The organism is Kiritimatiellia bacterium, assembly GCA_025054615.1.
Classification (GTDB): Bacteria; Verrucomicrobiota; Kiritimatiellia; order CAIVKH01; family CAIVKH01; genus JANWZO01.
In genome coordinates this window covers 43,491-57,584 of the sequence record JANWZO010000010.1, presented here as the reverse complement: position 1 = coordinate 57,584, position 14,094 = coordinate 43,491, and the positions used below count along the sequence as shown (strand labels likewise).

12 protein-coding genes are annotated in these 14,094 nt (G+C 55.1%); all 12 read left to right on the top strand.

What is annotated here, in order from left to right:
- Nucleotides 1-230: 230 nt before the first annotated feature.
- The 12 genes from NZ740_06210 to NZ740_06155 are packed head-to-tail and all read left to right on the top strand — an operon-like array spanning nt 231 to nt 13,972.
- Nucleotides 231-584: a hypothetical protein gene (locus NZ740_06210; protein ID MCS6771603.1), complete on the top strand. Its 354-nt coding sequence runs from the start codon at nt 231-233 to the stop codon at nt 582-584.
- Nucleotides 581-1,420 (top strand): ABC transporter permease, encoded by an 840-nt coding sequence (locus NZ740_06205; GenBank protein MCS6771602.1) that lies wholly within the window; start codon nt 581-583, stop codon nt 1,418-1,420. Before NZ740_06210 ends, NZ740_06205 begins: the two co-directional genes overlap by 4 nt.
- Nucleotides 1,417-2,682 carry an ABC transporter ATP-binding protein gene (locus tag NZ740_06200; GenBank protein MCS6771601.1) on the top strand — a complete coding sequence of 422 codons (1,266 nt, stop codon included), beginning with the start codon at nt 1,417-1,419 and terminating at the stop codon, nt 2,680-2,682. The genes NZ740_06205 and NZ740_06200 overlap by 4 nt, the downstream gene beginning before the upstream one ends.
- Nucleotides 2,679-4,721: a glycosyltransferase gene (locus tag NZ740_06195; GenBank protein ID MCS6771600.1), complete on the top strand. Its 2,043-nt coding sequence runs from the start codon at nt 2,679-2,681 to the stop codon at nt 4,719-4,721. The genes NZ740_06200 and NZ740_06195 overlap by 4 nt, the downstream gene beginning before the upstream one ends.
- 23 nt (nt 4,722-4,744) lie before the next feature.
- A complete protein-coding gene (locus tag NZ740_06190) occupies nt 4,745-6,202 on the top strand; it encodes a bifunctional glycosyltransferase/class I SAM-dependent methyltransferase (protein MCS6771599.1) in 1,458 nt (485 codons plus the stop codon).
- 29 nt (nt 6,203-6,231) lie between these two features.
- A complete protein-coding gene (locus tag NZ740_06185; GenBank protein ID MCS6771598.1) occupies nt 6,232-7,827 on the top strand; it encodes a hypothetical protein in 1,596 nt (531 codons plus the stop codon).
- Nucleotides 7,820-8,512: a class I SAM-dependent methyltransferase gene (locus NZ740_06180; GenBank protein MCS6771597.1), complete on the top strand. Its 693-nt coding sequence runs from the start codon at nt 7,820-7,822 to the stop codon at nt 8,510-8,512. Before NZ740_06185 ends, NZ740_06180 begins: the two co-directional genes overlap by 8 nt.
- Nucleotides 8,512-9,651, top strand: coding sequence for a glycosyltransferase family 4 protein (locus NZ740_06175; GenBank protein ID MCS6771596.1), 1,140 nt, complete (start codon nt 8,512-8,514; stop codon nt 9,649-9,651). Before NZ740_06180 ends, NZ740_06175 begins: the two co-directional genes overlap by 1 nt.
- Nucleotides 9,648-10,742 carry a hypothetical protein gene (locus tag NZ740_06170; protein MCS6771595.1) on the top strand — a complete coding sequence of 365 codons (1,095 nt, stop codon included), beginning with the start codon at nt 9,648-9,650 and terminating at the stop codon, nt 10,740-10,742. Before NZ740_06175 ends, NZ740_06170 begins: the two co-directional genes overlap by 4 nt.
- On the top strand, nt 10,739-11,881 hold the full coding sequence (gene wecB, locus NZ740_06165) for a UDP-N-acetylglucosamine 2-epimerase (non-hydrolyzing) (GenBank protein ID MCS6771594.1): 1,143 nt from the start codon (nt 10,739-10,741) through the stop codon (nt 11,879-11,881). The genes NZ740_06170 and wecB overlap by 4 nt, the downstream gene beginning before the upstream one ends.
- Entirely contained in the window at nt 11,854-12,873 is a 1,020-nt protein-coding gene (locus tag NZ740_06160; protein ID MCS6771593.1) for a glycosyltransferase family 4 protein, read from the top strand. The genes wecB and NZ740_06160 overlap by 28 nt, the downstream gene beginning before the upstream one ends.
- Nucleotides 12,866-13,972 (top strand): glycosyltransferase, encoded by a 1,107-nt coding sequence (locus NZ740_06155; protein MCS6771592.1) that lies wholly within the window; start codon nt 12,866-12,868, stop codon nt 13,970-13,972. Before NZ740_06160 ends, NZ740_06155 begins: the two co-directional genes overlap by 8 nt.
- Nucleotides 13,973-14,094 lie beyond the last annotated feature (122 nt).

The window sequence follows — 14,094 nt, the reverse complement described above, 5'->3', positions numbered from 1 at the left end:
TACATTCCTCACTGGTTCAGGGAAACGCGATGTGCGAAAAGTGATATCGCAAACGTCCCTTGCCGCATATTTTGAAATATGAAAAATAAAGGCAATGCATCGGTCATAAAGACGCGCCACCGATTGGCCGGTTTGTGCCGGCAGATGGCCACGGAATGGGATTCGGTCGCATCGCCGGCCCAATGCTGATCTAACTATGATTTCAACCCGAAGAGTCTTTGCTTGACCTCATGGAACAAGTTTCGTCAACCAGCAAGGCAGCAGCCAGGGTCGCCGCTCGTCGATTGGCGACGTTCGGATTGATACGACGCGTCGGGATAAGGGGTGACCGGAAAAAATATTACCGCACCGCCGATCATCTCGGGACTGCGCTGAAAGAGGGCGTTATGGCGATCATGCGGCGCAGGCTGGAGACCGCATGGGCGGAAATAGACGACTTGATCGGACGGATTGAGAGAGTGAACGGCGAATTGGACGAAGTTGATGGGAGATTTTTGCTGGAGCGCTTGCGATACGCGAAGGGGTTGAGCCAGCGCTTCGCGGACGCTTTGAACAGCCAATGGCTCGAATTGATAGCCTCTTGAGTCGAACCATCCATATTCGGGCACGCCGCGGCTGGCTGGACTTCGATTGGCGGGAGCTTTTTGAGTCCCGTGATATCCTGACCATGCTGGTGATGCGCGAATGGTCCGCGCTGTACAAACAAACTATTCTGGGGCCTTTGTGGTTCATCATTCAGCCGACCCTGATGACGGTGGTCTTCACGGTCATCTTTGGGCGAATCGCGCAAATACCGACGGACGGAACGCCTCCATTCTTGTTTTACTTATCCGGGATTTTGTTCTGGAATTATTTCAGCGGTGTACTTAACCATGCCGCATTGTCTTTCGCATCGAATGCACACATTCTGACGAAAGTCTATATTCCCCGTTTGTTGATCCCTGCGGCGGGTGTCATTGCCCAACTGGCGCATTTCGCAGTTCATTTACTGCTGTTTGTTGTTTTCTACGCAGGGTTTTGGATCCTGGGTGCGACAGTTCATCCGACACGTTGGGTGGTAGCTATCCCGTTTGCCGTTTTCCAAGCAGCAGTGGCAGCGCTCGGCGCCGGCCTCCTCGTGTGCGCCTTGACGATCAAATACCGTGACCTTCGTTTCGCTTTGCCTTTTTTCCTGCAGCTGGCCATGTATTTGTCGCCAGTTGTCTATCCCCTTTCCGCTGTCCCCGATGGGCGGCTTCGTGTCTTGTTGATGATGAATCCAATGACCGCCGTGATTGAAATCGGACGACTCGGGTTGCTAGGCGAGGGGTCGCCGGACCTGCGCTGTATCGCCTTGGGCTGCACAGTCGCGCTAGCGCTCCTTGTCGCGGGACTGATTTCCTTCAACCGCATGCAACGCACCTTTGCGGACATTTTATGATCCTCCCTGCCATCGAGGCCCGACAACTGACCAAGCGTTACCGACTTGGGTCTATTGGACGCCAATCGTTGGCGGATGAAGTGGCGTGGATTTGGGCTCGAATTCGCGGACGCGATGCGGATGCGGCAGTTGGCATCATAGGTCGGAGTCGAACGCGCCCGGCTGTCCATACGGCCCTGGATGGAGTTTCATTTCAAGTCGCGCCGGGCGAAGCGGTTGGATTGATCGGCCACAACGGGGCAGGGAAGTCGACGCTTTTGAAAATCTTATCGAGGATTACGGATCCTACCTCCGGAGAAGCTTTCCTGCGCGGCAGGGTCGGTTCGCTCTTGGAAGTGGGCACGGGGTTCCACCCCGATCTGACGGGGCGCGAAAACATATTCATGAGCGGAATTCTTCTCGGCATGCGCCGGCAGGAGGTCAAAGCCCGATTTGATGAAATCGTGGATTTCGCTGGGGTGGAGCCGTTTATCGATACGCCGGTCAAGCGATACTCCAGCGGCATGTTCGTCCGTTTGGCGTTTTCGGTTGCAGCGCATTTGGAAACCGAAATCCTGCTCGTGGACGAGGTCCTAGCGGTGGGGGATTTGGAATTTCAGCGAAAATGTCTGGGTAAAATGGATAGCGTGGCCCGCAGCGGCCGAACAATCCTTTTTGTAAGTCATAACCTCGCATCGGTTCGCAGCCTCTGTAGCCGCGGAATCGTCCTGAGAAAAGGCCGGATCCAGTTTGACGGAGCCGCCGGTGATGCCGTCAACGCCTACATGCAGAGTTACGCTGAGGATGTTTCATTTGGCAGGTACAAAGCGCCCCCCGACTCGCTGGGCCAGCGGGATGCTTGGATTGAGGAAATATGGCTCGAACGAGGTGCGAAAGAGACGGCTTCCTGCCCGTCGGGCGAAGATCTTGAAGTCGTGTTTCGTTATGGGGCGCGCGTCGAAGGCCTGCCGATCCACGTCGCTTTCTGGATTTGCGACGAGCTTCACCAAAAACTGATTCAATTCGGGCAGCGGTTCAGGCAACCAGCAGGCGCGCCCTCCCAGCGACGGGGATCCATTCGGTGCCGTATTCCGCGCATACCTTTGATGCCGGGTCGCTACAAGCTGCATGCCGCTCTTTATCTCCGTGGTTTTTTGATCGATCACGCGCCGGATGCGTTTTGGTTCGAGATCCAGCCGGGTGATTTCTTTGGCGACGGACTCGTCCTCCATGCTGCGGAGACCCGTGTTCTTGTAGATCAGCATTGGGTGGTTGAGGAATGAAAGAGGTTCCCTCCACGAGGTCCGAGCCGCCAATCACAATTATTACGCCGGCGCGCGATTACGGATATTTTATACGGGATGCGATTGAAAGCGTCTTGGAACAAATGCTCGATGAAGATGAGTACATCGTCATCGATGATGGGTCAACAGATGACACGCCTGCTATTTTGCGAGAGTATCGAGATCGCGTTCGATACCTTCGTACGCCGGGCATCGGAGCGAATGAAGTTCGAAGATTTGCTCTCGATCACATCAGAACGACATGGTTCTTTAATTTGGACGCTGATAACTTGCTTGGAGACGGAGCCCTTATGGCGCTGCGTACCGCTGCGGCCAAAGTTCAAAATGATCGTAGCGTGGCTTTTTTATATCCGTCGATTCGGCGACTAGGTCTTGGTGTTAACAAATTAATCTTGGCAACGCCCGTTGAGCTAAATCAACTGAAGCTCCGAAATCATCTTGATGGCAATGCTCTTTATCGAACAGCGATCGCCCGGGAGATTCCTTTTGATCCTCAGTTTCCTACGCAGGATGATTATGACTTTTTCTTAAGCGCGTATGAGCGAGGGTACCGTGGCGAGCCGGTGCCCGAAGCCATACTAATCTATCGGCTTCATTCAGGAAGCATTTCGCAGACTGTCTCGCGCTCCGCTACTCAAAAAAATACGTGGCGTGCCATCACGTCCAAACATAAAAGATTATATACACCCTCTGAACTGCGCAAATCTCGTACGGAAATAAATAACAGAATACGCTTATCGATTATTCATACTCGTTCTCCGTTTGCATCACTTACCCAGAGAATACGAGGTCTGTGGGTTATGGCAAAATGCGGATGCTGCCACGCAGAGATGCTAAAGCAGTTGCATTACACCTGCTTTCCATCCCGATATTATTCCTCTGTGATTCCAACCTGTGATATTTTTTATTTCTTAACACCCTCATACGTCACAAGAGAGCTTTTGGATTTGTTTTCAGCAGGTATGGAGATTCCGCGTGAGGAACTGCTGGGGCTGGCTGGCCTTTTCAAGTGGGATGTTCGGTGTGATAACAACCTACGATATGCACACATAACGCTCCAATCACTGTATTCGCCCCCCAATTCTTCTATATTATTCAAACAGATAACTCGTATAGCGTGGCAGGCGTCGCGAGCAAAGCTGATTGTGGCTGATTCCGCGGAGATTGGATTGCATGTTTTGGCGTTGGCAATTCGCAAATGCTGGAAAAATCAAATTGTTGTCTGGTGGCGCACGATAAGAAATACGAACTCATCCAGATTACAATCCTCGATATTTCAATCTCTTTCAAGAGCAGATCGGATTATTGTGTCGAGTCGACGAGATCTGGAATTTTTTTCAAAAGAACGCTCGCTAAGAGAAAGAGTGTTATATGTGGAACCGTTTATTGACCATTTATTTTGGCGTCCAATAAATCCAGGACCTTGTTCAAAAACTTATGATATATTATGCATCGGGGAACGCAACTGGCTGGATATAGGATTGATACAAAAACTAGCGTCTAGTGTGCCTAATCGCTCCTTCGCTGTTCATATTCTGGATGGGTATCCTTCGGAAGCATTTTCGCAAATCAAAAATCTGGAATATTTCGGCCCAGTATCTTTCACGCGAATTCGAGATCGAATGGCCACGGCGAGATTGGTCTTGATACCCGTACTGCAGGATCAATGTTCGAAGTGCTTGACCTGGATACTGCGAGCTGTTGCTTTGGGACGGACTGTTGTTGTGTCGGGTCCGTCTGAAAACGAGGAATCGGTAATTCGGTCCGAATCGGTTTTCTGGACGAAATCATCGAATATCAGTTATTTGGTAGAAATCATCGAAACGTGTCTTCAAGGGTCTGATCGCGAATCCCATTCTAATGTATCGAGTCACGCTTTACGTAAAGTTTATACGATAGAGGAGGCTTTCCGAGCAATAGCGATGGCTTCGCCTTTTAGGCAATACTCTTTAGATCAATGGTCGCAGCCAAATAAGGATGAATGTATCGATAAGGATCAGCATAAATCGTATTTGTAAGTGTCTGTTACTAATTGCTATCTATGCGCATCGGGATTTTTGTAATTGCGTATAACGCTGAGCGGCATATTGCGAAGACGCTTTCTCGGATTCCGGCTGATCTTTGGAAGGCCATTGATGTGGTCTATGTCATTGACGATTGCAGCACGGACGACACGACCCGCGTCGCGCTCGGGTTCAAGCCGCCGATTGATCCGCAAAAGTTCGTTGTGTTGAGGAATCGCGTCAATCAACGATATGGCGGCAATCAGAAGCTCGGATATCAATATGCGATCGATCGCGGGCTTGATGTTGTAGTGATGCTCCACGCGGACGGACAATATGCGCCAGAGGTCTTGCCTCAGCTCTTGGAGCCAATCATCCGAGATGAAGCGGATGTGGTTCTCGGTTCGCGAATGATTCACCGAGCGGATGCCCGAAAGGGGGGGATGCCGCTGTATAAATTCGTGGGGAATATTGTGCTCACCAAGATAGAAAATGCTCTTAGTGGGATGCGGCTCAGCGAATTCCATTCGGGATATCGCGCCTATCGGGTCGATTTTCTCAAAACAATCCCGATTTGGGAAAACTCCGACGAATGGCATTTCGATACTCAAATCCTTTTCCAGGCGCATGGGGCCGGAGCTCGGATCCGCGAAATTCCGATCCCGACATACTACGGTGACGAAATTTGCCACGTAAATGGAATCATTTACGGTTTGAATTGCGTGCTGAGTGCGCTGGCTTTTTTTTTACACAAAAGCGGATTCCTCTACGTGGCGAAATATGATGTTGAGCGAGAAGGGCATCGATATCCGGAAAAATTTGCCGATCCAGGATCCAGCCACTCGCTGCTATGGAGCTGGCTGACGGAGCAGAATCTGCGCGGCGCGCGAGTCCTGGAACTTGGGGTGGGGGATGCAGCCCTGACCCGCCGACTGTGGGAGGCAGGAGCGATTGTGGATGGTGTGGAATTGTCCGAGTCGTCAGCGCGCCGGGCGGCCCCATACTGTCGACGTGTTTTGCAGTCCGACCTCAATGATTTTGACCGTTTGGAGATCGAGCCGCCTTACGATATTTGTGTGGCTGCCGACGTTTTGGAGCATCTACATCGTCCCGAGTACGTTCTTTCGCGCCTGAAGCGCGCCGTGCGGCGAGGCGGACGTCTGTACGTGTCGCTGCCGAATGTCGCCAATCTGTATGTACGGCTGAATCTTCTATTCGGGCGCTTCCCGCGCACCCGCCGCGGTCCTCTCGACGAGACTCATCTTCATTTCTATACGTTTCGGGACATGCGTCGGCTCTTGGCCAAAACGGGCTGGGTGATCCGGCGGGAAGCGCCGACCTCCATGCCTGTGCCGATCCTCTTCCCATTTTTCCAAAAGCCGCCGTTCTCGTGGGTGTGGTGGGTCGCAAGAAAGATGACGAATACCCTGCCTGGATTGTTGGGATACCAGGGCTTGTTTGTTTGTGAAAACACCAATTCACCGGACCTGCTGTGAAAGGTGCGCCACCAATACCATCCGGACTTGTGATGCTTCTGCTTTTCGCTATGGCGTTGACCGGCCAACTGCCAACGGTGATTCAAGCAGAATTCACGGGAGAAGATGAGCTTTTGTTTGCGAGGATGGGTGTCGAATGGATCCGGGTTGCGTTGGGTATTCCGGGAGCTTTTGAACGCATTCAAATGTTTTATTACCCGCCGCTACAAAGTATGTCCGCCGCGCCACTTATCTGGATTTGGGGCCCGGTCGAATGGGTCGTCCGTTTGCCAGGGGCGGCGGCGGCGGCCGTGGCGGCGCCGCTGTTGTTCTGGATGATGCGGCGCTCCGGAGCCGCTGCGCTCGTCCAATGGTGCGCGGCTGCCATGATGTCGTTGCATGGTGTCCTGGCGAATCATGCCTATGCGTTGACGTGCGGACTTTTCGCCGGGAGTTCGATGCTCAGCGCTGTCGGTCTCTACAGATTCGTATCCGATACCGGAGAAAAGTCTTATAAAATTGGTTGGATTGTGGCCTGTGCGGGATGGGTGCTTATGGCGGCGTCGTTGCCCGACGCCTTTTTTTATCTCCCCGTATTGGCGGTTGCTTATGCGTGGCGACGGGGTTTTCGTGTCGGTCTCGTCGAGGGAATCGGATGGGGATTGATCCTTCTCTGGACAGCCGTCTACGCCTTTTTTTGGTTCTGGGAACCTCGGATCCCAGGCGGAACGCACACCGGCGCGTGGCACAAGATCCACGTCGCTTTTTCGAATTTCGGAGCGTTTCGTATACGCGAACTGTTCGAGTCATTTGCTGCCGGATCTTCGTGGCTCGCGGTGATGCTTGCTCCGATCTGCCTCCCGCTCGGATGGCGTGTTGCGGATCACGGCATGCGGGCCGTCGCTCTCTATTTCGCCCTCCCTCTAGGCATATGGACGTTCGTGCTAGGGTACGCGAATGTCCGCTCAGCCCATATGCTGCTGGCATTTCCCGCCTATGCAGCCTTGTGGTCTCTCGGAGCTCATGAGGCGGGACGCCGAATCGGGACCCGGCACCAATTCGTGGGTTTATTATTCAAGATCGTTGCCGCGACGGCCGTAATCACAGGGGTCGTGCAAGCCGTTTTGCTGCACGGGGGCGACTTCCATGAACTTACAAAACGACTTCCGGATTGGGTAGCTTACGAAGAATGTTACCCCCAAGGCCGCCGTTTGGAGATCTTGGGTCAAGCGGCCGCGGGGGTGTGGATCCGACGGGGGACCTTGGAATCGATTTCTGTTTACTCGCCCCTCGGCGGTTCCTTCGATCAGTATTACTGCGAAAGGCCGCCTATACGGTCAGAGATGGTAGGACAACTGGTCAACAATATAGAGGAGGCGAAATCCCATAATGCTCGATACCTCGCGTTACCGGCGCGTAACCCGGAGCCGCGACTGATGGCGCGGATTGCGGCGAACGAGATTCCCCTGGTCGCTAAAGTCCAGTATCGGGGTAAGGACGTCCTGCACATCTTCGACCTTTGGCGGGAACCACGCGAACCGGCTATCCTTGATGCGGAGAAGGGTCGCCGCAGATTCCGCGAGATTCAAGCCGAACAGTGGCGAGCCACGAAACAAGCGATCTTGGCGGAGGCAAGCCGTGTCTGATCATCCCGACTTAACTGTTTTGGAAGCGGTCCGCCGAAAGTTGGTCAATCTCGCTCGAAGGAGGGCTTTTTTTTTGAGCCCGCGACGCTGGTCGAATGCCGAACTTCGCAAATGGGGGCACATATTCACTGGGTCGGTTGTCAATGTTTCCGCGTGGCGCGATCTCGATAAGGAAGGGGGTCGATATCGGGATTATTTCCCTAATGCCTCTGAGTACGTGATGACCAACTACTGGGGGTCCGAAGTGCCTAACGACGGCCACCCGGACGCCATATTTCTGGACCTCGAGGCTGAATTGCCTGAGTCCTTGCGGCGCCGATTCGACGTGGTTTTCGCTCACACGGTGTTGGAGCACATTTTCGATATCCGACGCGCGTTTGCGAACCTTGCGGACATGACGCGGGACGTGCTTATCGTGGTCGTTCCGTTTGCTCAGAACGAACATTATGGGGGCGAGATTTTCGGCGATTATTGGCGTTTCACGCCTCTGGCTTTGAAAAAGATGGCATTAAGCCACAACATGGAGTTAGTCCATCTGGCGGCCAATGATACACCTTGGTACCCGATTTACATTTTGGCCGTCGCCTCGCGTCAGCCGGATCGTTGGAAAAGCGTCTTCCCTGCCATCGATTGGAATCGCAGGCTCGCTCGCGACGTGTATGTCTTCAAAAATGCTGCCTGGTGATGGCTGGCGGGGATTCACAGGATGATGCGCTTTTTCTCTTCCGAGATTCGCCCCTTCGCCGGGCGGCGCTTGCGGCATCGCCAAACGACCCGGTTCGATATTCGCTGTACGGCGCGGACGAGCTTGCCCGACGTGGGCATCAGGTGGCGATTCGTCTGGCGAGGGCTGGAGGATATCCGCGCATTTATCACTGGCCGGGATATTTTTGCGACCGCCTCCTGCGACGCAGGAGCTGGAGCAGCGGACTCTTTGCTGCAGCTTTTTCGTTTCTGACCGAAATCCGACGTGTCCGTATCGTCGTGTCGACCGTGGATTCCATCGGAATCCCGCTGCTGTGGATGAAGCGGTGGGGCCTCTTCAAAACGCCCTTGATATACATCAGCGTGGGGTTTCCTGAGCGTTTGGCCGCGATGCCGCCCGAGGGGCAAGGAGTTTACCGCGATTTGCTAGGTTTGTCCGATGTCGTGATCGCGTTTGGTTACGAAGAGTCGCTGAAGTTGAAAGAATTTTTAGGTGTGCCGTTCCAAAGCCGCGTCCGTTTTATTCCTTTTGGCGCGCACACAGGTCTTTTTTCGCTGCCGCGGGGCGATGTGTCCGATGGCCCAGATGTCCTGTCAGTCGGAGCAGACCCCATGCGAGATTTCCAGGTCATCCTTAGGACGGCAGAATTGCGGCCGGACTGGAAATTCGAACTCATCGCGTCTGCGGAACATGCGTCCCGGTTGACGCGGCTGCCGCAAAATGTGCGACTCTCCACAGATATGCCTTTTACGCAAACGCTCGAACGCATGAATTCGGCGCGGGTCGTGGCTTTGCCGGTACGGGAAAACTCGTATTCCGGCGCGACGACAACGCTGTTGCAAGCCATGGCCCTGGGCCGGGCAACCGTCGTGAGCCGGGTGGGAGCCATACGGGATGGGTATGGGTTTATCGATCATCAAAACTTGCGTTGGGTGGAATCGAACGATCCCGTGAGGTGGGCTGAAATTCTCGATCAGTTGATGAGCGACGACGACGGAAGGCTTCGGCTTGGTCAGAGGGCTCAGGCCCATGCAGCCACAAGCCTGTCGTGGCAGCGTTTCACGGACGCCATAGGCGCCGCTCTGGCTGAGGTTTCAGGCGGGAAGGAATATCCGTGAAGATCGAACTATACGAGCCGCATCTCGCCGAGCGCCGTGGCTTCGACGCCTTCTTTCGATATTTGTACCGGGCGCTGATCGCTCATGCGGGCGCACGCGCTCTGTCGGAGCCACGGCCGCTTCCACGCATGATGGTTCCCAGGGAACATCAGAGCGCATGGGCCCGTTTTGACGGCGAATTGGTTTTTTTTGATTTCAGCGATCACATTCATCTAATTGATGTGGACGCTCTGCGCATCGCCCGTGTTTATTTCAAGGCGAATCTGAATTTGGCCGTAGCCCGACGGATCCTTGCCGAGAAGGACGTCACCGACCTCATCGGGAAAATGGTGCCCTTCGCATTTTTTTCCGAGAGCCTAGACCTGTTTTTCCGAGATGCGCGACGCAGGGCCTTGTGGCGGCTTGATCGGCCCAAATACGACCTCTGTTTCGTCATGGGGGTTTATGAGAATCCCTTTCTCCGAGGAGAAAGATCCCCCTTCGAGCATCCCGACGAGCCATTGACACCGGCCCGCTACCACTTCTGGATTCGCTGGCATTTGATGGATGAAATGAAGCGAGCTGGAATCAACGGAATCTATCGCTTGACGAGCCGGGCAAATCCCCAAATCGAGGACGGTGTTCGTGTCTATTCGAATATCAGCCGCCGCGCTTTTTCGCGGGCCATTTCGAAGGGCCGAATCACCATGGTCTGCACATTGCCTCACGCCGTGTTTCCTTGGAAGGTCTCGGAAAGCTTCGCGCTCGGCAGGCCGATCCTTCTGGATTGCGAGCCGATCACCGAAATCCCTCAGCCGTTCCGTCCGCTGCAGGGCGTCCACTACCTGACGATTTTCGGCCGACTCGGCGACCCTGATACCGCCGCCTCGTGGGACGACCCGCGCTCGTATCGACTGTTGCCCCGATTGTCGCTGGCAGATATCCGAAATGCTGTCGAGAGCATACGATCTCGGCTAGCCGACGTGGAGCGGCTTCGTGAGATGGGCCGGGAAGCGAAGCGGTTTGCCGAGGAGGCCTACAATCCATCAAGCGTCGTGAAGTACATCTGCGAACAAGTGCGGGCGCGTCTGAGTCCGACCTCCCATCCATGAAGCGCGTACTCCTCATTCTGGGAACTCGGCCGGAGGCGATCAAACTGGCCCCCGTCTTCCATGAGTTGAAGCGCCGGGATTCCAAGTTTGATGTGCGATTGTGCGTCACGGGCCAACATCGGCAGATGCTGGATCCCATGCTCGCCTTCTTCGGAATGCGTCCCGATGTGGATTTGCGCATCATGCGCGCGAACCAGTCTCTCAATCCGCTTCTCTCTCGATTGATTGCGCGGCTCGATCCCATATTGGCCGAGTACAAGCCGGACTGGGTCCTGGTACAGGGCGATACCACGACCGTGGCTGCTGCGGCCCTTGCGGCCTTCCACCGGAATATCGCCGTTGGGCATGTCGAAGCCGGTCTGCGAACAGGCAACAAGAGGGCGCCCTTTCCCGAGGAGATCAACCGGAGAGTTGCCGGTGTGGTGGCGGATGCCCATTTTGCTCCAACGCGCGCCGCCATGATGAATTTGCGTCGCGAGGGGGTGCCTCGCGATCAGATCGCATTGGTGGGGAATACGGTGGTCGATGCACTGTTGTTCACCGCGGAGCTTGTTGGATCGCCGCCTCCAAGCCTGCCGGCGAAAATTGCGACGCTGCCTGAGGGCCGAAAAGTCATCCTCGTCACAGGGCACCGGCGGGAAAATTTTGGCGATGGCCTGGCTCAAATTTGCGCGGCGCTCAAGGAGATCGAGGAGAGGCTGTTGGATATCGAAATTGTCTATCCGGTTCACTTGAATCCGAATGTGCGTAAACCCGTAATGAGGGAGCTCGGTCGCTGTTCACGTATTCATCTGCTGGAACCAGTCGACTACCCATCGCTCGTTTGGTTGCTGAAACGCGCATGGCTCGTGCTGACCGATTCAGGAGGTATTCAAGAGGAGGCCCCGACCTTCGGAATTCCATGTTTGGTGATGCGTGAAGTGACAGAACGGCCCGAGGGCGTTCGCCGTGGCGTGGCTCGGCTCGTTGGCGCGAATCGGCAGCGCATTGTTTCAGAGGTGCTGCGGCTGCACCGCGATGAAGCCGCATATCGCCGCATGGCGCGGGGCGGTAATCCTTATGGCGACGGACTCGCCGCGCGTCGAATCGCCGATTGGCTGGAGAAAGGCTCATGCGATCCTTTCCGGGGCGGGGTGTAATGCTGCGGTGCCTCCGCTGGGCGTCGAACTGGTCGGCCCGCGTCGCGTCTTCTTTTCAGTCGGCCGACATTTCCGTGTTCCACGAATTCGCACCGCCGCCGAACGGGGGAGGGCACCAATTTCTGCGGGCGTGGATCCGCGAAGCGACTGCGAGGGGCTGGCGTGTCGAAGTCAATACCATTTCCAAAGACACCCAGGTCTGCCTGATTAATTCGTTCAATTTCGATCCCGAACGGCTTCGCCTTCTGCGCCGGCCAAACTGTCGAATTGTCCACCGGGTGGACGGGCCGCTCGCGTCCTACCGCGGATTCGATGACGGAACGGACCGTCGAATCTGGGAGATGAATCGAGAATTCGCCTCGGCGACGATCTTTCAGTCGCGATACAGCTTGGAGGAGCACGCCCGGCTGGGTTTTGAATATACGAACGCGGCGGTCATCCCCAACGCGTCTGACCCGACTTATTTTTTCCCGGTTCCCAGGCCGCCTTTGGAAGGTCGAAAAATCCGGCTTATCTCGACCAGTTGGTCCGACAACCGGAATAAGGGGGCCGAAATTTACGCCTGGCTGGATGAGAACCTGGATTGGAACCGGTATGAGTACGTTTTCGTCGGCCGTCTGCCGCTCCGCCCAAAACGGATCCGCGTCGAGCCGCCAGCCACAACGGAGCGGGTCGCGTCGCTTTTGCAACAAGCGGACATTTTCATCACGGCGAGCCGAAACGACCCCTGTTCAAATTCGTTGATTGAAGCGCTTACTTGTGGACTGCCGGCCATCTATCTCAACAGCGGCGGACACCCGGAACTCGTTGGCGGCGGTGGCTACGGATTTGATCGACCGGAACAGATACCTGGGCTTCTCGACCGTTTGATCCGTGAATATCGCGATGTGGTTTCCCGAGTTCGCGCGCCAAAAATTGGCGATGTTGTGGACGCCTATCTGAAAGTCATGGGGCTTCCGCCCCGGCCGGCTTGCAGGGGCATCTATGCGTAGCCGGGTACAACTGCTCGAGCACATGGCGCGGCGTTGCACCGCGCGACTCTTTGCGGCGCACGCGCGCCGCTGGCCGCCGAGATCTCGCATCCTGATCGCGCGGGATTATGCGGGATGGACATTGGACATCGAAGCGCTCGCGGTTCAGAGCATCTGCCGAAATCTGGGTCTTCGCACGGTAGATGGATCATGGATGGCTGTCAGCGACGACCAGGCAGTTTTCCACGTTGATCAATTCGTTTTGCTGAATCCGCCAGACTGGAAACGGCACCGCGTGGGTTTGGCCTATTATCACGGACTGCCCGATACACCCGGCCATCCGGAGTTCAACCTCCTTTTTGAACAGTTTCGACGGCTTCATCAAAGACTGGACGCGGTTCAGGTCAGCCACCGCGCAATGCGGGATTTCCTCGCAAACAGTGGAGTAGCGGAGGAAAAGCTGCACCTAATCCCGATCGGATTTCATGCAGAATGGTTTCGTCCTCCTTCGCCGGACGATCGGAAAAAGGTTCGTCAGTGGCTCGGATTTCCTGAGAGCGCCTTTGTCGTCGGTTCCTTTCAAAAGGATGGCAGCGGATGGGGCGAAGGTCTGGAACCGAAATACATCAAAGGACCTGATGTCCTTGTTGCCGCGCTTAAGGCGCTTCGTCTTCAAATACCGGAGCTGCATGTGTTGTTGACGGGACCTGCACGGGGGTTTGTGAAGAGGGAGCTCACCGCCGCAGGCATTCCGTGGCAGCACAGAATCGTGCGTCGATATCGTCAAACGGTTTTAATGTATTACGCGTTGGATGCTTATCTGATTGCATCACGTCAGGAAGGGGGGCCCAAGGCAGTGTTGGAGTCGATGGCAACGGCTACGCCGGTCATTTCCACGAAAGTCGGGCAGGCTTCGGACCTTATCGTGCACGGACTGAATGGTTTTCTAGTTGAGGTCGGCGACGCGGATGGCCTCGCCTACTGGACTGGACGGGTTGCGCGAGATTCCGAATTGCGAGCCCGTCTTGTCGAGAATGGCATTCGCACGGCAGCGTTGAATTCGTATGACGCCCAGCTTCCGCTGTGGCGCAACCTCTTTGATTCGCTGATCGCGAAATGACAAAATGCCACTATCCTCCGGCGTGGCGACGCGTAGTCACTTGGATCGGTCTTGCTGCTTTTCGATTCGCGAATCGAATCCGCGCTGAAAGGGCCGTACGTTCTGCCCGCCGATTCCGACGG

Bases quoted from the DNA above. Each gene is read 5' to 3' on its own strand.
- wecB (MCS6771594.1), top strand. From the start codon at position 10,739: ATGAAGCGCGTACTCCTCATTCTGGGAACTCGGCCGGAGGCGATCAAA.
- NZ740_06195 (MCS6771600.1), top strand. From the start codon at position 2,679: ATGAAAGAGGTTCCCTCCACGAGGTCCGAGCCGCCAATCACAATTATT.
- NZ740_06155 (MCS6771592.1), top strand. From the start codon at position 12,866: ATGCGTAGCCGGGTACAACTGCTCGAGCACATGGCGCGGCGTTGCACC.
- NZ740_06210 (MCS6771603.1), top strand. From the start codon at position 231: ATGGAACAAGTTTCGTCAACCAGCAAGGCAGCAGCCAGGGTCGCCGCT.
- NZ740_06190 (MCS6771599.1), top strand. From the start codon at position 4,745: ATGCGCATCGGGATTTTTGTAATTGCGTATAACGCTGAGCGGCATATT.
- NZ740_06200 (MCS6771601.1), top strand. From the start codon at position 1,417: ATGATCCTCCCTGCCATCGAGGCCCGACAACTGACCAAGCGTTACCGA.
- NZ740_06175 (MCS6771596.1), top strand. From the start codon at position 8,512: ATGGCTGGCGGGGATTCACAGGATGATGCGCTTTTTCTCTTCCGAGAT.
- NZ740_06160 (MCS6771593.1), top strand. From the start codon at position 11,854: ATGCGATCCTTTCCGGGGCGGGGTGTAATGCTGCGGTGCCTCCGCTGG.